We start from the raw sequence: 19631 nt of genomic DNA on the forward strand, positions 1-19631 counted from the left end.
AACGAATTCTTGAGACCCGCAAGCGCATACTGCCCGCCGATCAGGAATACGTTTCATTCAGAACCGCTCTGCGATGGCCTTCCTGCATGGAGAACACGCGTGAAAAGCCTGCGTATCGCGGCCGTGGCCCTGGCCGCCGCCCTGCTGTCGCCCGCCGTCCTGGCGCGCGAGGTCACGGACCTGGCGGGGCGCCAGGTGCAGATCCCCGATCGACCCCAGCGCATCCTGCTGGGCGAGGGCCGCTTTGTCTTTGCCATGGCGCTGCTGGATCGGGCCAATCCGGTGGCGCGCATCGCCGGCTGGCAGGGCGAACTCAAGGCCCAGGATCCGCAAGCCTGGAAACAGTTGCTCGACCGCTATCCCCAGGCCGCCGACATTCCCTTCATCGGAAAGAACTCCGAGGCCAGTGTCAGCCCCGAGCGCATCGTCTCGCTGCATCCCGATCTGGCCATCTTCGGCTTGAGCGGCCACGGCCCCGGCCCGGCCAACCCCATGATCGCCGCCCTGCAAAGCGCCGGCATCCCGATTCTGTTCATCGATTTCCGCGCCAAGCCGCTGGAGCACACCCTGCCCAGCCTGCGTCTGCTGGGCCAGGCCCTGGGCCGTGAACGCGAGGCCGAGGACTATATCGCCTTTGCCGAACAACGCCGCGCCGCCGTGGACGCCGTGGTGTCGGCCGTGCCCGCCGAGCGGCGCCCGCGCGTGTTCGTGGAAATGCTGGCGGGCGTCTGGCCGGCCTGCTGCCACACCACGGGCGGCGGCGGTCTGGGCGACATGGTGGCCGCCGCCGGCGGCCGCAATATCGCCCGCGACCTGGTGCCGGGGGCCATCGGCGACGTCAGCCTGGAGTTTTTGCTCAAAGCGCAACCCGATGTGTATGTCGCCACCGGCAGCCGCAGCGAGCCGGGCCGTCCGGGCATCATGGCCGGCCCGGGCGTCACGCCGCAGACCGCCCGCGACAGTCTGCAGGCGGTCGTGGCGCGCGCCGGCATCAAGGATCTGGACGCCGTGCGCCAGCACCGCGCCCACGGCCTGTGGCATGCCTTCTATAACTCGCCGTACAACATCGTCGCCATCGAAGCGCTGGCCAAGTGGTTCTACCCCGACAGCAACCTGGACCCGCAAGCGTCGATGGACCGCCTGTATCGGGACTTCGTGCAGCTCGACGGCCAGGGCAGCTACTGGACCCGTTGAGACCGCGATGCACGCCACGATTGCGCACTATCGCCACACCCAGCGCCGCCGTCTCGCCCTGACGCTATCGCTGGCGCTGGCCATCCTGGCCGCCCTGCTGCTGGACATGGCTACCGGCCCGTCGGGGCTGAGCCTGAATGCGCTGGCCAGCACCCTGTTGCATCCCGGACAGGCCGACGCCGCGACCCGTGTGATCGTCTGGGACTTCCGGCTGCCCTATGCCTTGACCGCCGCGCTGGTCGGCATGTGCCTGGGGCTGGGCGGCGCCGAAATGCAGACCGTGCTGGATAACCCCCTGGCCAGCCCCTACACCCTGGGCGTGTCGGCCGCGGCGGCCTTCGGCGCGGCGCTGGCCATCACGCTGGACTGGCATCTGCCGCTGCTGCCGCCGGCGCTGACGGTCTCGGTGTGCGCCTTCGCGGCCGCGCTGCTGTCCGTGCTGGTGCTCGAACGCGTGGCGCGCGGCGGCAGCACGCTGGGCGTCGTGCTCTTTGGCATTGCCCTGGTCTACAGCTTCCAGGCGCTCATCATGCTGCTGCAGTTCGTCGCCACCGAAGAAGCCTTGCAGGGCATTGTGTTCTGGACCATGGGCAGCCTGGCGCGCGCCAGTTGGCTGTCGACCGCCGTGCTGGCCCTGGCTCTGGCGCTCGCCGCGCCGTTTTCGGCGCGCGATGCCTGGAAACTGACGGCCTTGCGCCTGGGCGAAGAGCGCGCCGCCAGCCTGGGCGTGGACATAGGCCGGCTGCGTCTGGGCAGCCTGCTGCGCGTGAGCGCCCTGGCCGCGCTGGCGGTGTCCTTTGTGGGCACGGTGGGCTTCGTCGGCCTGGTCGCGCCGCATATCGCCCGCGTGCTGGCCGGCGAAGACCACCGCTACTACCTGCCGGCCAGCGCCCTGGCCGGCGCGCTGATCATGTCTTTGGCCTCGGTGGCCTCCAAGACGCTGCTGCCCGGCGTACTCGTGCCGATCGGCATCGTCACCGCCCTGGTGGGCATTCCGTTTTTTCTCACCATCGTCGTGCGCGCCATGCGGCGTGGCTGACGTCTTGTCTTCTGGAGCAAGCATGAAAGCACTGATCCTCGGCCTGACGGCCCTCTGCCTGAGCGGCGCGGCGCATGCCGGCGATGCCTGCAGCATCGATGTCGAAGGCCGCCCGGGCAAGAAGTTCTCGCCCGACCACATCGCGGTGCCCGCGCAATGCGAGTTCTTCACCGTGCGCCTGGTGCACGTGGGCCACAACAGCAAGGAAAAGGCCGGGCACAACTGGGTGCTCACGCGCAGCGAAGACACCGATGCCGTCATGCTCGACGGCATGCGTGCCGGCCCGGCGAGCGATTGGCTGGCCCCGGGCGATGCGCGCATCCTGGCCAAGACGCCCATGCTCGGCGGCCAGGAAACCGCCACGGTGACCTTCCCCGTCAAGCGTCTGGCGGCGGGGCAGTCCTATACCTATTACTGCTCCTTCCCGGCCCACGCCGAGAAGATGCGCGGCACGCTGGTATTGGGCAACTGAGCCGCCCATGCTGCACATCCAGGGCCTGAGCGCCCGCTACGGTTCGCGGCCGGTGCTGCATGAGGTCAGCGCAGCCGGTTTGCAACCCGGCCGTCTGAGCGCCTTGCTCGGCCCCAACGGCAGCGGCAAGTCCACCTTGCTGCGCGCGCTGGCCGGCCTGCTTCCCGCGCAGGGACACCTGAGCCTGGATGGGCAGGACCTGGCGCGGCTGCCGCCGGCCGTGCGCAGGCAACGCCTGGTGTACATGCCGCAGGCATTGCCCCGGGCGGTGCGCTTGTCGGTCTTCGAGGCCGTGCTCATTGCCTGCGGACAGCGCCGGCAAGCGGAGGCGCCGCAGCGCGTGGCGGCGCTGCTCGAACACCTTGGCATCGCCGCGCTGGCCGACCGCACGCTGGATGCCTTGTCGGGCGGCCAGTTGCAGTTGGTGGCGCTGGCCCAGGCCTTGTTGCGCCGGCCCCGGGTGCTGCTGCTCGATGAGCCGCTCTCGGCGCTGGATTTGAACTTCCAGTTTCACGTGATGGACCTGCTCAAACGGGAAACGCGCGAGCATGGTCTCATCACCCTGGTGGTTCTGCATGACCTGAACATCGCCTTGCGCCACGCCGATCATGCCCTGATGCTGCGCGCCGGGGCACTGCTGGCCGAAGGCGCGCCGCGCGAGGTCATCCAACCCGAGGTGCTGGAGCGCGCCTATGGCGTGCGCGCCAGCCTGCAGGGGCAAGCCAGGCCCTATCTCTATATCGAAGGCCTGGCCCGCACGCCCCTGTGACCCCTTAGTTGACGGTGACGTTGGCCACGCGGATCAGCTCCTCGTAGCGCGGCACATCGCGGGCGATCAGCGCCTGGAACGCCGCGGCGCCCTCCTGTTGCGGCGTGGGAGCCTGCGCGGCGAGCTTGTCCAGCGATTCACGCACCGCGGGATCCTTCAACGCAGCGGCCAAAGCCGTTTCCAGACGCTTGACCACGGCAGCCGGCGTGCCCGCCGGCGCGGCGATGCCGTTCCACACACTCATATCGAAAGCCGGCACGCCGGCTTCGGCGAAGGTCGGCACATCGGGCATCTGCGGCAGACGCGCCGGGCTGGCCACGGCCAGCGCGCGCACCCGGCCGCCCTCGTGCAGGGGAATCATGGTGACCGTCTGGTCGATCACCGCATCCACCGTACCGGCCATGAGATCGGAGATGGCGGGCCCGGCCCCCCGGTACGGAATCTGCATGCCTTGGCTTTGCGTGACATGCAGGAAGTTGGCCGCGGCAATGTGGCTGGTGGATCCCGAGCCGGCATTGCCGACGTTCAGAGAGTTGGGCTTGGCATGCAGGCGGGAGACAAACTCCGGCAACGTCTGGATGCCGCTGGCCTTGCTCACCGACAGCACCATGGGCACCGTGGCCACCAGACCCACGCCCACCATGTCGCGGCGCGGATCGAAATTCGATTTGGGATAGAGCGACGGCGCGATCGCCAGAGAACCCATGTTGCCGAACGTGATGGTGTAGCCGTCGGGCGTGGCGCGCGTGACCTTCTGGTTGCCGATCATCGTGCCGCCGCCGCCGAGGTTCTCGACCACGACGGTCTGACCCAGGTTCTTGCTCATGGCGTTGGCCACGATGCGGGCCAATCCGTCGGTGGAACCGCCCGGGGCATAGGGCACGACCATGGAGATCGCGCGGGTGGGATAGTCCTGGGCGCTGGCGCCCGTCGATGCGAAGGCCATGCAGGCCGCTGCCAACCAGATTGCTTTCATCATTGTCTCCAGGGCGCAGAACGCCCTCCATCCTTGGGACGGATATCGTTGTCGGTAGGTAGGTAGGTAGGTAGGCGGCGGGGCGAGCCCCGCCTGCCATCAGGCTTTGGGCTTGAGCTCGACGCCGGCCAGGTCTTCGGACAGCCGCGCCACGGCGGTGTGGTCCTGCCCCTGGCCCAGCGACTTGCCCGCCGAGGCCCACATCTGGCGGCACAAGGCCGCGAACGGCGTCGGCGTGCCGGTGTCATCGGCCATGCCCAGCGCAATGCCCAGGTCTTTGACCATCAGATCCAGGCCGAAACCGGAATTAAAGGCCCGCGACAGCACGAACTGCTTGAACTTCTTTTGCGTGGAATTGTTCATGCCGGTGGAGGCATTGAGCACGTCCACGATGACCTCGGGATCCAGCCCGAACTGCTGGCCGATCAGCATGGCTTCGACGCCGATCAGAAAGCCGCCGGCCGACACGAGGTTGTTCAGGGCTTTCATGGCATGCGCGCTGCCCACCGCGCCGGTGTGCAGCACGGAGCTGCCCATGGCCTGCAATAGCGGGCGCAGGCGCTCCAGCGTGGCGGCTTCACCGCCGAACATGATGGCCAGCTCGCCGGTGCGCGCGCGCGGCACGCCGCCCGATACCGGCGCGTCGACCAGCTCGCCGCCGGCCGCCGCTACGCGCTGGGCGAGCTGTTGCGTCTGCGCCGGTACGCCGGAGCTCATCTCGACGATGACCGCGCCGGGCTGCAGCCCGGCCAGGACGCCCTGGGCCCCGCTCAAGACCTGCTCGACGATGGCGCTGGTGGGCAACATGGTGACGATGATGTCGCTCTGGCGCGCCAGCGCCGCGCAGTCGGCCGCCGCCTGCCCGCCGACCTCGGCCGCAAAGCGGTCTGCCTGACCCGCAGCCGCGTCAAAGACCGTGAGCGCAAAACCGGCCTGATGCAGCTGGCTTGCCATGGGCCAGCCCATGCTGCCCACGCCGATGAAACCTACGCGAGGCGCGCTCATGCCTGTTGCGCCTTGAAGGCGCCCTCTTCTTCCAGCACTTGATTGGCGACCTTGAACGCGTCCAGACCGGCCGGGATGCCGCAGTACACCGTCGCGTGCAGCAGGATCTCCTTGATCTCTTCGGCGCTCACGCCATTGGTGAGCGCGCCCTTGACGTGCAGCTTGATTTCGGCCGGGCGGTTCAGCGCGGTGAGCATGGCCAGATTGAGCATGCTGCGCGTTTTTTTCTCCAGACCCGGGCGGCCCCAGGCATAGCCCCAGCACCACTCGGTGGTGATGCGCTGAAACGCCATCATGAAGTCATTGGCGCGGGCCAGCGACCCGTCGACATACTCCGTGCCCAGCACTTCGCGGCGCAGTTCCAGCCCTTGATCAAAGAGCGCTTGGACGGGGTTTTGCTTGTCTGCCATGGAAAATCCTCCTCAGGTCGTGGCGGCCGGGCCGTTTGGCGGCATCTCCGGCCTCATGGTTGTCGTGATTCACCGTCATATTGTCAGACAATCTTATTGACAGTCAATAGTGCAAAAACCATAATCCCGACATGGGCTCGGCCGCCGGGGGGATGCGCGCTGCCGGGCAAGGCGCCCGCCGTCCCTGCCGGGCGTGAGCGTGCGACGGGATATAGTTCGGCCTTATTCGTGCGCGGCCGCTGCCCGGCCCGCCATGACATGTATGCCGAGGAAACCATGGCCCGCCCGTCCGATACCGTTTTCGAGAAACCCAGCACATTGCGCTCGCGCGTCGAGGAATACTTGCGCACCGCCATCATGCAGGGGCGTATCAAAGGCGGCGACCGATTGCGCGAGCATGAACTGTGCGAGCAGCTGAGCATCAGCCGCCCCACCTTGCGTGAGGCCCTGCGCACGCTGGAAGCCGAGCGCCTGATCACCATCGAACCGCATCGCGGCCCGACCGTGGTGCGCATCACGGCCAAGGCCGCACGCGACCTCTATGCCTTGCGCGCCCTGCTTGAAGGGTATGCGGCGCATGAGTTCGCGCGGCTGGCCAGCGAGGCCGACATGGAACGTCTGCGACTAGCGGTGGCCGCCTTGCGCGAGCAAGCCGGCAAGGGCGATCAGGCCGGCCTGCTCACGGCCAAGCGCGAGTTCTATGACGTGCTGCTCGACGGCTGTGACAACGCGCTGGTCAAGGACATGCTGCCGGGCCTGTTGTCGCGCATCAATCTCTTGCGGGCCACGTCGTTTGGCAGCCCGCAGCGCCTGCCGCAAAGCCTGACCGAGATCGATCGCATCTTTGCCTGCATCAAAGCCCGCGACCCGGAAGGCGCGCAAGCCGCGGCGCGCGATCACATCGTCAACGCCGAGCGCACTGCGCTGGATGTCTTGCGCCGGCAAGAGGCCGAAACGGCGCAGCAAGAGGCCGAGCTCGCTGCCGAGGCCCCGCGCCCGGGCGCGGCGAGGTAACGCCGTGGCGGGTGCGGCCCGCCAGACAAACTAGTCGCCGCGCGTCTTGGCCTGCGCACAGGCCTGCATCACTTCGCCCAGACCAGGCGCGCCACGCTCGATCAATTGCCGCGCCGCGCCCTCGATATCGCGGGCCGCTTTGTTCTGGCTCAGCTTGAACTTGCCTTCGAGCGAGGTGAGCGTGATCTCGATGCCGACCACGGCGCGCAACATGCCATCGATGAAGTCCGGCGCGCTGTCGGTCATTTTCCAGGGCCGCGGCTCCGCGGCCTCGTGCTGGCGTGTCAGCCGGGCGACGACGCCGCGCACGAAACGCGCATCGTCCTTGATCGCGAGCCGTCCGCGCGCGTGCACCACGCGGTAGTTCCAGGTGGGCACCTGCTTGTGCGCCTCGTGCTTGCTGGGATACCAGTTGGGCGAGATATAAGCCTGCTCGGCCCGGAACACCACCAATACCTCATCGCCATCGGCCGCCTCTTGCCAGAGCGGATTGGCGCGCGCGACGTGCGCATTGAGCACCCCCAGGCCGCCGGCGCTCTCGTCCAGCTCGAACGGGATATGGTTGGCATCCAGCCCCGCGGCGCCGTGCGTGATGAGCACCCCCAACGGAAACTCCCGGATCAAGGCGACGAGCGCAGCGCGATCCTCGATGTTGAAGTGGGCGGGGATATACATAAGTGCGGTCCGGGACAAGAAGGCCCTTATTTTGCGCGGCAGGCGGCGCAAACGATAGGGCCAGCCCCGGCCTTTTGGCAGGAGCCAGAGCCGGACGCGGCTCACGCCGCATCGCCGCCGCGACAGGAGGCGCCTGCCCGCGCGCCGCGCCGTCCCGGGTCAGGGAGCAGGGCGGCATCCCCTGCCGCCGCGGGCAGGGGCGCGACGGGCTGGCGTGCTCAAAGCCCGAGCACGGCCTTGGCCACGATATTGCGCTGGATTTCGTTGGAACCGCCGTAGATGGTGGTCACCAAAGACTGCAAAAAGGGCGCGCCGGGAATGAGTTGCGTGCCGTCGGCCATGGGCACGCCGCTCCAGGTGCCGCCAGCCTCGTCGGCCCACCGCACGATCTCGCGCGCGATGCCGACGTAAGTCTCGGTGGCCAGGACTTTCAGGCCGGAGACCGAGGCGGGCAGCAGCTCGCCGCGCCGCACCACATCGGCAAACAGGCCATAAAGCGCTTCCAGTTCGGCCACCTGTCCCAGCAGGCCGGCGTACGCCTGACTGAACTCGGGCAGCTCGAACAAGGACTGGCTGTGCGCCAATTGCTCCAGATGGTGCAGCGCCTGCCGCGATTGCTGCGGACTGCCCGCAAAGACGCGCTCGTAACCCAGCAGATCCTTCGCGATCGCCCAGCCCTGGTTCAGGCCGCCGACCAGGTTCTCGGCCGGCACAGCGACGTTCTCGAAGAAGACTTCGCAGAACTCCTGTTCGCCGATGATGTTGGTGATCGGGCGGATGGTCACGCCCGGCGTGGCCAGATCAATGAGCAAAAAGCTGATGCCTGCCTGCGGCTTGCCGCTGGTGTCGGTGCGCACCAGCGCGAAAATATGATTGGCGTCATGCGCCAGCGTGGTCCAGATCTTCTGGCCGTTGACGATGAACTGATCGCCCTCGCGCCGCGCCTCGGTGCGCAGCGACGCCAGATCCGACCCGGCATTGGGTTCGGAGTACCCCTGGCACCAGATATCCTGCCCGGAGAGGATGCGCGGCAGATAGCGCGCCTTTTGCTCGGCGGTGCCATGTTGGATCAACACCGGCCCCAGATTGATGATGCCCTGATCGGGCAGCCGCGCCGCTCCCCAGCCTTCCATCTCTTCGAAGAAGATGAGCAGTTTGGCCGGCGACAGCGCCATGCCGCCATGCTCGCGCGGCCATGCCGGCGCCAGCCAGCCATGCCGCGACAGGGTCAGATACCAGTCGCGCACTTCGGCCAGCCGCAAGCGGCGCGGCACATGCCGCAGGGCCTGGGGATAATGCTGCCGCAGAAAACCGCGCACCCGCTGGCGGAAGGCCTCGTCGCTCATGGCGTTGTAGTCGTCGCCGAGCGCGACAGGCCCGTCCTGCACCGTGTCGCGTTGCGGCCGCAATGCGTAGTAGCGCGCCAGCAGTGTCCGCGGGCTGCCCAGCCAGCTGGCGGTCTGCAGCGCGCGCTTGAGATACAGCCCGATGTCGTACTCGTCGGTGTAGCCGATGGCCCCGTGCAACTGCACCGCCTCGCGGCACAGGGCGATCACGCGCTCGGCGATCCGGGCTTTGGCCAGCGCCGCCTGGCGGCCCAGGGACTGCGGAAACCGCTGCGCCTGGCGATAGCTGTCGGCCAGCAACGCCCCGCAGACCTGCACACTGACGTAGGCGTCCACCATGCGGTGCTGAATGGCCTGATTGGCGCCGATCGGGCGGCCGAACTGCACCCGCGTTTTCAGATAGTCCAACGTCAGGGTATAGACCCGGCGGGCAATGCCATAGAGCTCGCTGCATTGCAGCAGCCGGGCGGTCTCCAGCGCGCGGGCGCACACCACATCGACTTCGGCGCCTTCGCCCAGCATGCGCGAGCCGGGGATCACGGTGTCCAGATGCAGCGAGCACAGCATACTGCCGTCGACCCGCAGCTCATTCTCGACCCGCACGCCGGGATCGTCCGGGCGTACCCAGACCAGCGTCGGTGACTCGCCCAGGCGCGCGTGCACCAGCCAGCCGGCCGCGCCCGCCGGCGCCACCCAGCGTTTGGCGCCGATCAGATGGATGCGGTCGCCCTCGCGCGCCACCGAGGTCGACACCGAGTTGGGCAGCAGTTCACCGGGCTCTTCCTGCCAGGCCAGCCCCACCACCGTCTCCCCGCTGATCACACTTTGCAGCAGCTCGGCGGCCAGCGGATGCGCGGCAAAGGCCGGCAGCACGAGGGCGGGCAAGGCGCCGGCGCCCAGATAGGGTTCGGGCACCGGGGCCTCGCCCACCGCCGTAGCCATCGCGCCCAGCACTTCCATATCCAGCCCCAGGCCGCCCAGCGGCTCGGGCACCGTGGCCGACGTCCAGCCGGCCTCGGCCAGCCGGCGCCAGGTGTCCGCCTCCCAGCCCGGGCAGGTGGCGCGCAGAGCGCGCAACCGCTTCATGGGCGAGACCTGCGCCAGGATGCCTGCGGCGGCCTCCATGAATTCGGCCTGCCGCGGCAGCGGCCCGAACAGCGAGTAAGCGTCGAATACCTTCATCGTGATCCTTGGTCATGAGGACATGCCTGCAATGGGCCAAATTCTAGGTTTGGCGCGGCCGCTGGTTCATAACGCAACGCTGAGAGCAGCTATTAGCGAATCCCTGTGATGCGGGCCAAATTTCCTTCCTAGAATGCGTCTACACCAAGAAGCGCCCCCCAAAGGCGAGGAGACATCCATGCAGGTTATGAAGTGCTGGCTGGCGGCCGCTGCCCTGACCGCCGCGTCCCTGGCGCATGCCGCCGACCCCGAGCGTATCGTCGTGCCCTACGCGGTCGGCGGAATCACCGATCTGTATGGCCGCGTGCTGGCCGAGAAGCTGCAGGCCGGCCAGTCTCACCCCATCCTGGTGGACAACCGCCCGGGCGGCGGCGGCGCCATCGGCACCGCCTTTGTGTCCAAAAGCGCCGGCGACGGCAAGGTGCTGTTGCTGGGCAGCGTCGGCACCGCCACCAACCCGGCCATGATCAAGGCGCTGCCCTACGATCCCAAGGACCTGCAGCCCGTGGCCCAGGTCGCCATCAGCCCGCTGGTGCTGTATGTGCGCGCCGATCTCGCCGACACGCTGCCCAAGCTGGTGGATTACGCGCGCCAATCGCCAGGCCGGCTGTCCTTCGCCAACTCCGGCGTGGGTTCCAGCCCGAATCTGGCCGCCGCGCTCTTTGCCCGTGAGCTGGGCCTGAAGGTCACGCATGTGGCCTATCGGGGCACCTCGGCGGCGATCAACGATCTCCTGGGCGGCCAGGTCGACGCGTATTTCGACACCCCGCAAGCCATGAACCACGTGACCACCGGGCGCATCCGCGCGCTGGCCGTCGCCGGCCCGCAGCGCCTGCCCCAGGCGCCGGACGTGCCCACGCTGGACGAACTCGGCACCCCCAATGTGCACGCCTCGAGCTGGTGGGGCATCTTCGTATCCGCCAAGACACCGCCCGCCGAGGTCCAGGCCCTGCAGCAGAAACTCGCCAAGGTCGTCGCCGATCCGGCCGTGCAGCAACGGGCCAACGAAATGGGCGCCATCGCCGTCTACCGCGACCAGGCGGCATTCCAATCCTTCTTCGATAGCGAAGTGCAGCGCTGGAGCGCCATCATCGCGGCCGAGCATCTCTCCGCACAACCATGAGCACAAGCCAAGACGGCGCCGGCTGGGACCTGCGCGCGCTGCGTATTTTTTCGCTGGTGGCGCGGCATGGCAGCATCACCAAAGTCGCCATCGATCTGGGCGTGAGCCAGCCGGCGGTCAGCCGTTATCTGTCCATGCTGGAAAAGCAATGCGGCGGCTATCTGTTCACGCGCAACGGGCGTGGCGTGAGCCTGACCGAACTCGGCAAACAGGTGCTGCCCATGGCCGAACAGGTACTGGCCAGCGCCGACGACCTCAATGATGTGGTCGCCGCCGCGCAGGGCCGGGTGACCGGGCTGGTGCGCATCGGCACCCTGCCCTCCCTGAGCGAAGCGCTCATCATTCCGCTCATCCTGCGCGTGCAACGGGAGCACCCGGGCATCCAGCTGCAGATCGTCGAAAGCGCGGCCGGCCAGATCGAGAGCTGGCTGCAACGCCGCGAAATCGATATCGGCCTGCCCTACCGCAGCCACGATGCCCTGGGCAATGACGAGGACGTGCTGCTGCGGCTGCCGTCGTATCTCATCGGCCCGCCGGGCGATCGCATCACGGCCGCCCCCCAGGTGCCCTTCGCGCGGCTCGACGGCCTGCCGCTGGTGCTCTCGCGCAAGCCGTCGTCGGTGCGCATGATGCTCGACGAAATGGGCCGCCGGCACAACATCGAGATCCGCCTGCTGGTGGAGGCCGACTCGGGCTTCATCCAGAAGCAGATGGCCGTCAAGCGCGCCGGCTACACCGTCTTGCCGTGGCATGTGGTGGCCGCCGAAGTCGGGCGCGGCGAGCTGCAGGCCGCCGAGATCGTCGAGCCCTCGGTGCTGCGCATCGTTTCGCTGATGCTGACCGATCGCCCCACCCAGGCCGTCAAGGTGGTCGCCACCTTGCTGCGCGATATGGCCCGGGAAGCCACGCCCCGACTCGCCGTCCGACCCTGACAACAAACAGCCCGCCGCGCGGGCAAGCACACGAGGAGACTTTCATGAAACGCGTACTTCCGGCCGCTTTGCTGGCCCTGGCCGCATGGTTCCAACCCGCCATGGCCGCCTACCCCGATAAACCCATCAGGCTGGTCGTGCCCTTCGCGCCTGGCGGCGGCGCGGACCTGACCGCGCGCGTGGTGGCCGAGAGCCTGAGCAAACGCCTGGGTCAGCCCGTGGTGGTCGAGAACAAGGCCGGCGCCGGCGGCGTGATCGGCGCCGGCGCCGTGGCCCGTTCCGACCCCGACGGCTACACCCTGCTCTACACGACGCCGGGCCAGCAGATGACGCTGCCCTATCTCATGAAGAACATGCCTTACGACCCGGCGGACCTGCGCCCGGTGTCGCAGGTGTCGCTGGCGCCCAGCGTGCTCGTGGTCAACGACAAACTGGGCGTCAAGACGCTCGATGAGCTCATCGCGCTGGCCAAGAAACGCCCGGGCGAACTGAACTTCGTGTCGGCCGGCATCGGCGCCTCCAGCCACCTCAACGGCGAGCTGCTGCAGATTCTGGCCGGCATCAAGCTGCAGCACGTCCCGTACAAAGGCACGGGCGAAGCGGTCAAGGACCTGGTCGCCGGCAATGGCGATCTGGCCATCGACACAGTCGGCATCTATACCTCCTTCATCAAGGACAAGCGGCTGATTCCGCTGGGTGTGACCACCACCAGCGAGATCGCCATCCTGCCCGGCGTGCCGCCCATGTCGCGCTCGCTGCCCGGCTATGACGCTTCGCCGGTCAATTACATCTCGGTGCCCAAGGCCACGCCGGAGGCCGTCGTGCAGAAACTGGCCAGCGCCATCCAGGCCAGCATCGCCGAGCCTCAGGTCAAAGCCAAGATGCTCGATCAGGGCATCCTCGCCATCTCCAACACCCCCGAAGAAATGGCCGAACTGCTGAAGAAAGAGCAGGCGCGCTGGCGCGAGGTCATCAATCAAGCCGGCATCGCCGAACAGTAGTCCCTGGAGTCTCCATGCCTCATCCGCTTTCTCACATCCGCGTCCTCGACCTGAGCCGGGTACTGGCCGGCCCCTGGGCCAGCCAGACCCTGGCCGACCTGGGCGCCACCGTCACCAAGATCGAACAGCCCGAAGTCGGCGACGATACCCGCGCCTGGGGGCCGCCTTTCCTGAAGCGCGAGGACGGCTCGCGCACGGGGGAATCGGGCTATTACCTCATCTGCAACCGCGGCAAGCGCTCGGTGACGGTCAACCTCAAGTCGCCCAAGGGCCAGGCCCTCATCCGCCGCATGGCGCGCGAGGCGGACGTGGTGCTGGAGAACTTCAAGGTCGGCACACTGGACCGCCTGGGTCTGGGCTATGAAGACTTGAAGCGCGAAAACCCGCGCCTGATCTATTGTTCGGTCACGGGCTTCGGGCAGACCGGACCACGCGCGCAACAACCGGCGTATGACTTCATGATCCAGGCCATGAGCGGCCTGATGAGCATCACCGGCGAGTCCGACGATCGTCCCGGCGGCGGCCCCATGAAGATCGGTGTGCCCATGGTGGATCTGATCACCGGGCTGTACGCGGCCACCGGCATTCTGGCCGCGCTGGCGCGGCGCGAAGTCAGCGGAGAAGGCGAGCATGTGGATATGGCCATGCTGGACGTAGGCGTCACCCTGCTGGCCAACCAGGCCATGAACTACATGCTGTCGGATCAGGTTCCGCAGCGCCGGGGGAACCGCCATCCCAACATCCAGCCGCAGCGCGTCTATCAGTGCCGCGACGGGCGCATCATCCTGGCCATCGGCTCCGATTCGCAATTCGTCAAACTGTGCCGGGTGCTGGGCCATCCCGAGATGGCGCAGGACGAGCGATTCCGCAGCAACGCCGGGCGGGTGACCAATCTGAGCGAACTGGACCCCTGGCTGGACGAGCAACTCATCCGCCACGACAAAGCGCCGCTGCTGGCGGCCCTGGAGGCCGAGGGCGTGCCGTCGGCGCCCATCAACACCATCGCCGACGTCCTGCAGGACCCGCAGGTGCAGCACCGCGAAATGCGCTTCGACGTGCCTCACCCGGACGGAATGTCCATGCCCCAGGTGCGCAGTCCCATGCGTTTCCGCAACACCAGCCTGCGCCTGGATCAGGGCCCGCCCACGCTGGGCCAGCACACCGACGAAGTGCTGACCGAGCTCGGCCTGTCGCCCACGGACATCGCGCAGTTGCGCGCCGAACAAACCATCTGAAATCAGGAAACCCTTGATGCCTGCCTATGATTTCTCCACCTTGCGCATCGCGCAAGAAGGCCATGTCGCCACCGTGTGGCTGGCCAACCCGCCGGTCAACGCCGTGAACACCGCCCTCATCCAGGAGCTCACGCTGGCGCTGGACATGTTTGGCGAAGACCCCGACGTGCGGTGCGTCATCCTCACCGGCGAAGGCAAGGTGTTCTGCGCCGGCGCCGATCTGAAGGGCCGCGCGCAGATGCTGGCCGAGCCGGCCGGCCTGCCGCAACACTCCCGGCGCACCCGCGAGCTGTTCCATGCCCTGCGCGAGTGCCCCAAGCCGGTGATCGCCGCGCTCAACGGCCCGGCATTGGGCGCGGGGCTGGGTATCGCGGCCAGCTGCGACATCCTGATCGCCGCCGATACCGCTTGCCTGGCGCTGCCAGAGGTCGATGTCGGACTGCTGGGCGGCGTCAAGCACGCGCAGCGTCTGTTCGGCCACTCGCGCCTGCGCCGCATGATGCTCACCGGCATGCGCGTCTCGGCTCAGGAGCTGTATCGGCTGGGCGTGGTCGAGGCCTGCGTACCGGCCGCGGAACTGCTGGCCGCCGCCGGCGACATCGCCCGGCAGATTGCCAGCAAGAGCCCGATCTCGGTACAGCTGATGATCCAGACGGCCAATGCCATCGAGGACATGAGCCTGCGCGATGGCTATCGCTATGAACAGGACATGACCGCCCAGGTGGCCAAGACCGAGGATGCGCAGGAAGCCCGGCGCGCCTTTCTGGAAAAGCGCGCCCCGGTTTTCACCGGCCGCTGACCCCGCCGCCGGGCGCGCCCGGCCTCGGGATTTACCCTCAGACAGCGCGCGGGCGGCCCGGGCCACGCGCGCCGCGGCGCTCGGGCGGCGGGCAATTCATTAGCAACGCTTATGGGTTGCCCTGCAATCCTAATTTGAATCCCCCGCCCAAGCTCTTTAAGGTGGGCGCCTGTTCCCCTTGAGCGCAGGAGCCGCCCATGCAGCACGCCCACCCGGCCGACGGAGAGATCCGGGCGGCCATCACCGAGATCAAGACCCTGCTCGACCAGCAGGGCGAGAGCCGCGCCACCCTGGCCACCGCCCTGGACAAGCTCATCGCTCTGGCTGCGCGCAAGGACTGGTGGGATGCGACGCGCTACGCGCCGCCGCAGGCCGGTGAGCTGCAGGCACGCTACCTCATCCATGCCGATCCCGATCAGCGTTACGCGCTTTATCTGAACGTCATGCGCCCGGGCAAAAAAATCGTGCCGCACAACCACACCACCTGGGCCTGCATCGCCGCCGTCGAAGGCGTGGAACTGAACTACACCTATGACCGCCAGGACGACGGCAGCCAACCCGGCCGCGCCCACCTGGTCCAGACCGGCACCGTGGTCGTGGCGCCGGGCAGCGGCATCGCACTCATGCCCGAAGATATCCACGCGGTTCATATCGAAGGCCAGGATGTCATCCGGCACTTGCATATGTATGGGCGTGCGCTGGAGACGCTGGACCGGCGCGTCGCCTTCGATCTGGCGCAAGGCACCTGCCAGCCCATGGCGATCGGTGTGCAAACGCGCCAATGACGCCTAACCCGCAGCCCGAGGCACCGGCCCGGCCGACGACCGCGCAGGCCAGCATCGCGCGCGTCACCCCGGACACGCTCAAAACCTGGCTGCACGACGGCCAGGAGCTCGCGCTGCTGGACGTCCGCGAACATGGCCAGTATGGGCAGGCGCATCTGTTCTACGCCGTCAACACGCCCTACAGCCAGCTCGAGTTCGAAGCCGGCCGACTGGTGCCGCGCCGCGGCACGCGCCTGGTCGTCTACGACCAGAACGACGGTCTGGCCGAGCGCGCCGCGCGCGCACTGCGCGCACAGGGGTACGGACGGCTCGCCGTGCTCGACGGCGGCCTGCCGGCTTGGCAACGACAGGGCTACGCGGTCTTTGCCGGCGTCAACCTCCCCAGCAAAACCTTTGGCGAACTGGTCGAACAGCATCTCCATACGCCCACCATGAGCGCCGATGAACTGCACCAGCGGCAGGCCCGGGGAGACAAGCTCGTACTGCTGGATGGCCGGCCTTATGCCGAGTATCAGAAGATGAGCCTTCCGGCGGCGATCTGCTGCCCTAATGGTGAACTGGCGCTGCGCATCGACTCGCTCGTCCCGGATACCGCCACCCCCATCGTGATCCACTGCGCGGGCCGCACGCGCAGCATCATCGGCGCGCAGACCCTCATCAACCTCGGTCTGCCTAACCCCATTTACGCCCTGGAGAACGGCACCCAGGGATGGTTTTTGCGCGACTATGCGCTCGAACACGGCCAGACCCGCCGCCATCCGGCGGCCCCTTCACCGGTGCAAACCCGCCACGCCCGGCAACGCGCCCTGGCGCTTGCCCGACGCCACGGCGTGCCGCTCATCTCACCCGCCGCCTTGCGTGCGCTGCAGGCCGACCCGGCGCGCACGACCTACGTCCTGGATGTGCGCACGGCGCAGGAGTTTGCCGACGGGACCTGGGCCGGCGCCGAGCATGCGCCAGGCGGGCAACTGGTACAGGCCACCGATCAATTCGTCGGCACCCGTGGCGCCCGTCTGGTGCTCGTCGACGGCGAAGAAGTCCGGGCCCCCGTCGTGGCGAGCTGGCTGCGCCAACTCGGTTGGGAGGCCTGCGCCCTGCAGGCCGGGCCGCTCGCGGCCGCGCCGCGCGCCCTCCCGCCGCCGGTCCCCGGGCTGCCGCGCATCGACAGCGTCCAGGCGCGCGCACGCCTGGACGAGGGCCGCAGCTTCATCGACCTGCGCCCCAGCATGCACTACCGTCAGAGCCATATCGCCACCGCGCAATGGCGGATCCGCAGCCGGGGTGAGCCATTGGCCCCGGGCGCTGTCCTCATCGCCAGCGACGCGCGTGTGGCCGCGCTGTATGTCGGCGAGCACGGCCGCTCCGATGACGCCGAACTGCTGCTGGACACCCCCGATCAATGGCGAGCCGCCGGCCTGCCCATACAAAGCACTCCGGCCATGCCGCCCGACGAGGCCTGCATCGATTTCCTCTTCTTCGTGCACGACCGGCACAGCGGCAATAAAGCTGCGGCCAGGCAATATCTGCAATGGGAAATGGAGCTTGTGCGGCAGATCGATGCCCAAGAGCGCGCCGCTTTCCGCATCCAGGCCTGAGCGCGCGGCCCGGCAGGCTGGCGGCGCACGCGGCCGAATTGCGCTAAGGTCGGCCCTGCACCGTCCCAACATCGAGAACCGCCATGCGCAACCTGGACCTCGACCTGCTGCGCACGCTGGTCGCCATTGCCGAACACGAGTCGTTTTCCCAGGCCGCCGACAGCCTGCACAAGACGCAATCGGCCATCACCCAGCAAATGCAGCGGCTCGAACAGCTCATCGACCTGCCGCTGTTCGAAAAACGCGGCCGCAACAAGCGCCTGTCCTCGCACGGTGAAAAGCTCGTCACCTACGCCAGGCATATGCTGGCCATCAATGACGAAGCGCTGCGCGCTCTGCAGGACAGCCTGCTCGAAGGCGAATTGCGCCTGGGCGCGCCGCACGATGTCGCCGACAGCATTCTGCCCAGCCTGCTCACGCATGTGGCGCGCACGTTCCCGCGCATCAAGCTCGAAATCCGCGTCGACCGCAGCCCGCATCTGATGACGGCCCTGCGCAACGGCGAGCTGGATCTGACCGTCTCCACGCGTTTCGATCCCGAGTTCGATGGCGTGGTGTTGCGCACCTCGCCCACCGTATGGCTGTGCTCAGCCGATTACGTTCACGATCACCACGCCGCCGTGCCGCTGGTGCTGGCCGACGAGCCCAGCATTTTTCGGCGCCTGGCGCTCAATGCGCTGGAGCAGTCGCAAGTCCGTTGGCAGACGAACTACGTCGCCCCCAACCTGGTCGGCATCAAGGCGGCGCTGCGCGCCGGGCTGGGCATTACGGCGCGCAGCGTCGAACTGCTGGGCCCGGACATGCGTGTCCTGGGCGAAAAAGACGGCCTGCCCCCGCTGCCCGACGTGAATTACTTCCTCTGGAAACGCCGCGACCTCATTCATCCGCTGACGCGGCATGTCTATGACATGCTTAAAACTCAGTTGCGCCTGTCGGCCAACGACGCCGCCTAAGGCGCCTCACGCAAGGTGAACACGGTGATTTCCGACGGGCGTCCAAGACGCAGCGGAAACCCGGGCCACAGGCCGGCGCCGTTGCTCACATAGAGCTGGCCGCCATCCACGCCATACAGGCCCGACACAAAGCCCCCGTTAAAGCGCGCCACCAGCCTGTCCATGCCGAGGATATGCCCGCCATGCGTGTGCCCGGACAGCTGCAGATCCGCGCCGGCGGCGCGATTGGCCCGCGCCGCGCCCGGCCGGTGATCCAGCAGCAAGACCGGGGCGTGCGCGGGGCGGCCGGCCAGCGCCTGGACGACATCCGGCCCCGGCGCATCGCGCGTGGGCGCCACCTGATCGGTCACGCCGGCCACCACCAGGGCCGACGGCCCGCGCCGCAGCACCACATGCTCGTTCATCAGCATGCGCACGCCTTGCTGGCCAAAGACGTCCAGCCACTGCGGATAGCCCTGGTAATAATCATGGTTGCCGGTCACGCCGAACACCCCATCGGGCGCGGCCAGGCCGGCCAGTGCCGGATAATCCTGCGCACGCGCCTCGGGGGTGCCGTCGACCAGATCCCCCGAAATCACGATGACATCGGGCCGCGCGGCGTTGGTGCGTTCTACCACCTGCGCCAACCACGGGCCGGGCAGCAGGCGGCTGGTGTGCAAATCGGTCAGATGGGCGACGCGGTAGCCGTCGAACGCCGGCGCCAGACCCGGAATGGCCAGTTCTTCATGCCGCAACTGCGGCTGGCCCGTGCCCTGCCACACGCCGATGCCGGACAGCGCCAAACACACCAGCGCCAGGCCGTGGGCCCAGGGGCCGGGGCGCCGCCGCAACAGGCCCGCGTGACGGGTCAGCAGCCATTGCAGCACGCCGGCCACATCCCTGATCAGCAGCAGGCAGGCCAGCATCATCAGCGCGCCGAACACGGTCGCCAACACCATGATGGCCGCGCGCGGGATTTCGGGCGAGGCGATCGTGCCAAAGACGCGGCTCACCAGCCAATGGTGCTCGATGAACACTAGCAGGACGGCCGACAGCAGCCAGCGAGCGCCCAGGCCGATCTGCAGGCGGCTGATGTAGCGCCAGACGAGGTAGAGGCCAACCAGGCCGGGAACGAGCGGAAACACCT

Annotated in this window: 19 protein-coding genes; 13 read left to right on the forward strand and 6 right to left on the reverse strand. The window is 67.8% G+C overall.

The annotated features are described in order from the left end of the window. Nucleotides 1-99: 99 nt before the first annotated feature. From CAL22_RS18355 to CAL22_RS18370, 4 genes are read left to right on the forward strand one after another with little or no spacing between them, the layout of a single operon-like run. Nucleotides 100-1194 carry an ABC transporter substrate-binding protein gene (locus tag CAL22_RS18355; RefSeq protein WP_094815664.1) on the forward strand — a complete coding sequence of 365 codons (1095 nt, stop codon included), beginning with the start codon at nt 100-102 and terminating at the stop codon, nt 1192-1194. A 7-nt stretch (nt 1195-1201) separates the two neighbouring features. Continuing rightward, entirely contained in the window at nt 1202-2233 is a 1032-nt protein-coding gene (locus tag CAL22_RS18360) for a FecCD family ABC transporter permease (protein WP_094815665.1), read from the forward strand. Between the two features lie 22 nt (nt 2234-2255). Beyond that, nucleotides 2256-2705 carry an azurin gene (gene azu / locus CAL22_RS18365; RefSeq protein WP_094815666.1) on the forward strand — a complete coding sequence of 150 codons (450 nt, stop codon included), beginning with the start codon at nt 2256-2258 and terminating at the stop codon, nt 2703-2705. A gap of 7 nt (nt 2706-2712) precedes the next feature. Continuing rightward, nucleotides 2713-3474, forward strand: a complete 762-nt coding sequence (locus CAL22_RS18370; protein WP_094815667.1) for an ABC transporter ATP-binding protein — start codon at nt 2713-2715, stop codon at nt 3472-3474. Nucleotides 3475-3478: 4 nt separating this feature from the next. On the opposite strand, the gene CAL22_RS18375 is transcribed toward CAL22_RS18370, so the two are convergent. The 3 genes from CAL22_RS18375 to CAL22_RS18385 all read right to left on the reverse strand — a co-directional run bounded on the left by CAL22_RS18375 (nt 3479) and on the right by CAL22_RS18385 (nt 5865). Next, entirely contained in the window at nt 3479-4453 is a 975-nt protein-coding gene (locus tag CAL22_RS18375) for a Bug family tripartite tricarboxylate transporter substrate binding protein (RefSeq protein WP_244193940.1), read from the reverse strand. A gap of 96 nt (nt 4454-4549) precedes the next feature. Continuing rightward, nucleotides 4550-5455, reverse strand: coding sequence for an NAD(P)-dependent oxidoreductase (locus CAL22_RS18380; RefSeq protein WP_094815669.1), 906 nt, complete (start codon nt 5453-5455; stop codon nt 4550-4552). Further along, nucleotides 5452-5865 carry a carboxymuconolactone decarboxylase family protein gene (locus tag CAL22_RS18385; protein ID WP_094815670.1) on the reverse strand — a complete coding sequence of 138 codons (414 nt, stop codon included), beginning with the start codon at nt 5863-5865 and terminating at the stop codon, nt 5452-5454. Before CAL22_RS18385 ends, CAL22_RS18380 begins: the two co-directional genes overlap by 4 nt. Nucleotides 5866-6123: 258 nt before the next feature. Between CAL22_RS18385 and CAL22_RS18390 the strand changes: the two genes are divergently transcribed. Further along, on the forward strand, nt 6124-6879 hold the full coding sequence (locus CAL22_RS18390; protein WP_094815671.1) for a GntR family transcriptional regulator: 756 nt from the start codon (nt 6124-6126) through the stop codon (nt 6877-6879). 30 nt (nt 6880-6909) lie between these two features. Here CAL22_RS18390 and CAL22_RS18395 read toward each other — a convergent pair whose 3' ends face one another. Together CAL22_RS18395 and CAL22_RS18400 are read right to left on the reverse strand one after the other, a co-directional pair. After that, nucleotides 6910-7554 carry an FMN-binding negative transcriptional regulator gene (locus CAL22_RS18395; protein WP_094815672.1) on the reverse strand — a complete coding sequence of 215 codons (645 nt, stop codon included), beginning with the start codon at nt 7552-7554 and terminating at the stop codon, nt 6910-6912. Nucleotides 7555-7772: 218 nt separating this feature from the next. Continuing rightward, nucleotides 7773-10082 carry an acyl-CoA dehydrogenase gene (locus tag CAL22_RS18400; RefSeq protein ID WP_094815673.1) on the reverse strand — a complete coding sequence of 770 codons (2310 nt, stop codon included), beginning with the start codon at nt 10080-10082 and terminating at the stop codon, nt 7773-7775. A 178-nt stretch (nt 10083-10260) separates the two neighbouring features. Here CAL22_RS18400 and CAL22_RS18405 point away from each other — a divergent pair, with 178 nt between their 5' ends. The 8 genes from CAL22_RS18405 to CAL22_RS18440 all read left to right on the forward strand — a co-directional run bounded on the left by CAL22_RS18405 (nt 10261) and on the right by CAL22_RS18440 (nt 18505). After that, entirely contained in the window at nt 10261-11205 is a 945-nt protein-coding gene (locus CAL22_RS18405; protein WP_094815674.1) for a Bug family tripartite tricarboxylate transporter substrate binding protein, read from the forward strand. Next, nucleotides 11202-12137, forward strand: coding sequence for a LysR family transcriptional regulator (locus CAL22_RS18410; RefSeq protein ID WP_094815675.1), 936 nt, complete (start codon nt 11202-11204; stop codon nt 12135-12137). The genes CAL22_RS18405 and CAL22_RS18410 overlap by 4 nt, the downstream gene beginning before the upstream one ends. A 44-nt stretch (nt 12138-12181) precedes the next feature. Beyond that, a complete protein-coding gene (locus CAL22_RS18415) occupies nt 12182-13138 on the forward strand; it encodes a Bug family tripartite tricarboxylate transporter substrate binding protein (protein ID WP_094815676.1) in 957 nt (318 codons plus the stop codon). Between the two features lie 14 nt (nt 13139-13152). Further along, nucleotides 13153-14373 carry a CaiB/BaiF CoA transferase family protein gene (locus CAL22_RS18420; RefSeq protein ID WP_094815677.1) on the forward strand — a complete coding sequence of 407 codons (1221 nt, stop codon included), beginning with the start codon at nt 13153-13155 and terminating at the stop codon, nt 14371-14373. Nucleotides 14374-14389: 16 nt separating this feature from the next. Continuing rightward, nucleotides 14390-15172, forward strand: coding sequence for an enoyl-CoA hydratase/isomerase family protein (locus tag CAL22_RS18425; RefSeq protein ID WP_094815678.1), 783 nt, complete (start codon nt 14390-14392; stop codon nt 15170-15172). A 197-nt stretch (nt 15173-15369) separates the two neighbouring features. Next, complete coding sequence (locus CAL22_RS18430) at nt 15370-15957, forward strand: cysteine dioxygenase family protein (RefSeq protein ID WP_208622027.1); 588 nt, start codon at nt 15370-15372, stop codon at nt 15955-15957. Beyond that, entirely contained in the window at nt 15954-17552 is a 1599-nt protein-coding gene (locus CAL22_RS18435) for a rhodanese-like domain-containing protein (protein WP_094815679.1), read from the forward strand. The genes CAL22_RS18430 and CAL22_RS18435 overlap by 4 nt, the downstream gene beginning before the upstream one ends. 83 nt (nt 17553-17635) lie before the next feature. After that, nucleotides 17636-18505, forward strand: coding sequence for a LysR substrate-binding domain-containing protein (locus CAL22_RS18440; protein WP_094815680.1), 870 nt, complete (start codon nt 17636-17638; stop codon nt 18503-18505). Here the strand turns inward: CAL22_RS18440 and CAL22_RS18445 are convergent. Next, nucleotides 18502-19629 (reverse strand): metallophosphoesterase, encoded by a 1128-nt coding sequence (locus CAL22_RS18445; RefSeq protein ID WP_208622028.1) that lies wholly within the window; start codon nt 19627-19629, stop codon nt 18502-18504. The two genes, CAL22_RS18440 and CAL22_RS18445, sit on opposite strands and share 4 nt — an antisense overlap. Between the last annotated feature and the right edge of the window lie 2 nt (nt 19630-19631).

This window comes from Bordetella genomosp. 12, from assembly GCF_002261355.1.
Taxonomy (GTDB): Bacteria; Pseudomonadota; Gammaproteobacteria; order Burkholderiales; family Burkholderiaceae_B; genus Bordetella.

Bases quoted from the DNA above. Each gene is read 5' to 3' on its own strand.
- CAL22_RS18440 (WP_094815680.1), top strand. From the start codon at position 17,636: ATGCGCAACCTGGACCTCGACCTGCTGCGCACGCTGGTCGCCATTGCC.
- CAL22_RS18385 (WP_094815670.1), bottom strand. From the start codon at position 5,865: ATGGCAGACAAGCAAAACCCCGTCCAAGCGCTCTTTGATCAAGGGCTG.
- CAL22_RS18405 (WP_094815674.1), top strand. From the start codon at position 10,261: ATGCAGGTTATGAAGTGCTGGCTGGCGGCCGCTGCCCTGACCGCCGCG.
- azu (WP_094815666.1), top strand. From the start codon at position 2,256: ATGAAAGCACTGATCCTCGGCCTGACGGCCCTCTGCCTGAGCGGCGCG.
- CAL22_RS18370 (WP_094815667.1), top strand. From the start codon at position 2,713: ATGCTGCACATCCAGGGCCTGAGCGCCCGCTACGGTTCGCGGCCGGTG.
- CAL22_RS18360 (WP_094815665.1), top strand. From the start codon at position 1,202: ATGCACGCCACGATTGCGCACTATCGCCACACCCAGCGCCGCCGTCTC.
- CAL22_RS18425 (WP_094815678.1), top strand. From the start codon at position 14,390: ATGCCTGCCTATGATTTCTCCACCTTGCGCATCGCGCAAGAAGGCCAT.
- CAL22_RS18375 (WP_244193940.1), bottom strand. From the start codon at position 4,453: ATGATGAAAGCAATCTGGTTGGCAGCGGCCTGCATGGCCTTCGCATCG.
- CAL22_RS18410 (WP_094815675.1), top strand. From the start codon at position 11,202: ATGAGCACAAGCCAAGACGGCGCCGGCTGGGACCTGCGCGCGCTGCGT.
- CAL22_RS18390 (WP_094815671.1), top strand. From the start codon at position 6,124: ATGTATGCCGAGGAAACCATGGCCCGCCCGTCCGATACCGTTTTCGAG.
- CAL22_RS18395 (WP_094815672.1), bottom strand. From the start codon at position 7,554: ATGTATATCCCCGCCCACTTCAACATCGAGGATCGCGCTGCGCTCGTC.
- CAL22_RS18415 (WP_094815676.1), top strand. From the start codon at position 12,182: ATGAAACGCGTACTTCCGGCCGCTTTGCTGGCCCTGGCCGCATGGTTC.
- CAL22_RS18435 (WP_094815679.1), top strand. From the start codon at position 15,954: ATGACGCCTAACCCGCAGCCCGAGGCACCGGCCCGGCCGACGACCGCG.
- CAL22_RS18400 (WP_094815673.1), bottom strand. From the start codon at position 10,082: ATGAAGGTATTCGACGCTTACTCGCTGTTCGGGCCGCTGCCGCGGCAG.
- CAL22_RS18430 (WP_208622027.1), top strand. From the start codon at position 15,370: ATGCAGCACGCCCACCCGGCCGACGGAGAGATCCGGGCGGCCATCACC.
- CAL22_RS18420 (WP_094815677.1), top strand. From the start codon at position 13,153: ATGCCTCATCCGCTTTCTCACATCCGCGTCCTCGACCTGAGCCGGGTA.
- CAL22_RS18380 (WP_094815669.1), bottom strand. From the start codon at position 5,455: ATGAGCGCGCCTCGCGTAGGTTTCATCGGCGTGGGCAGCATGGGCTGG.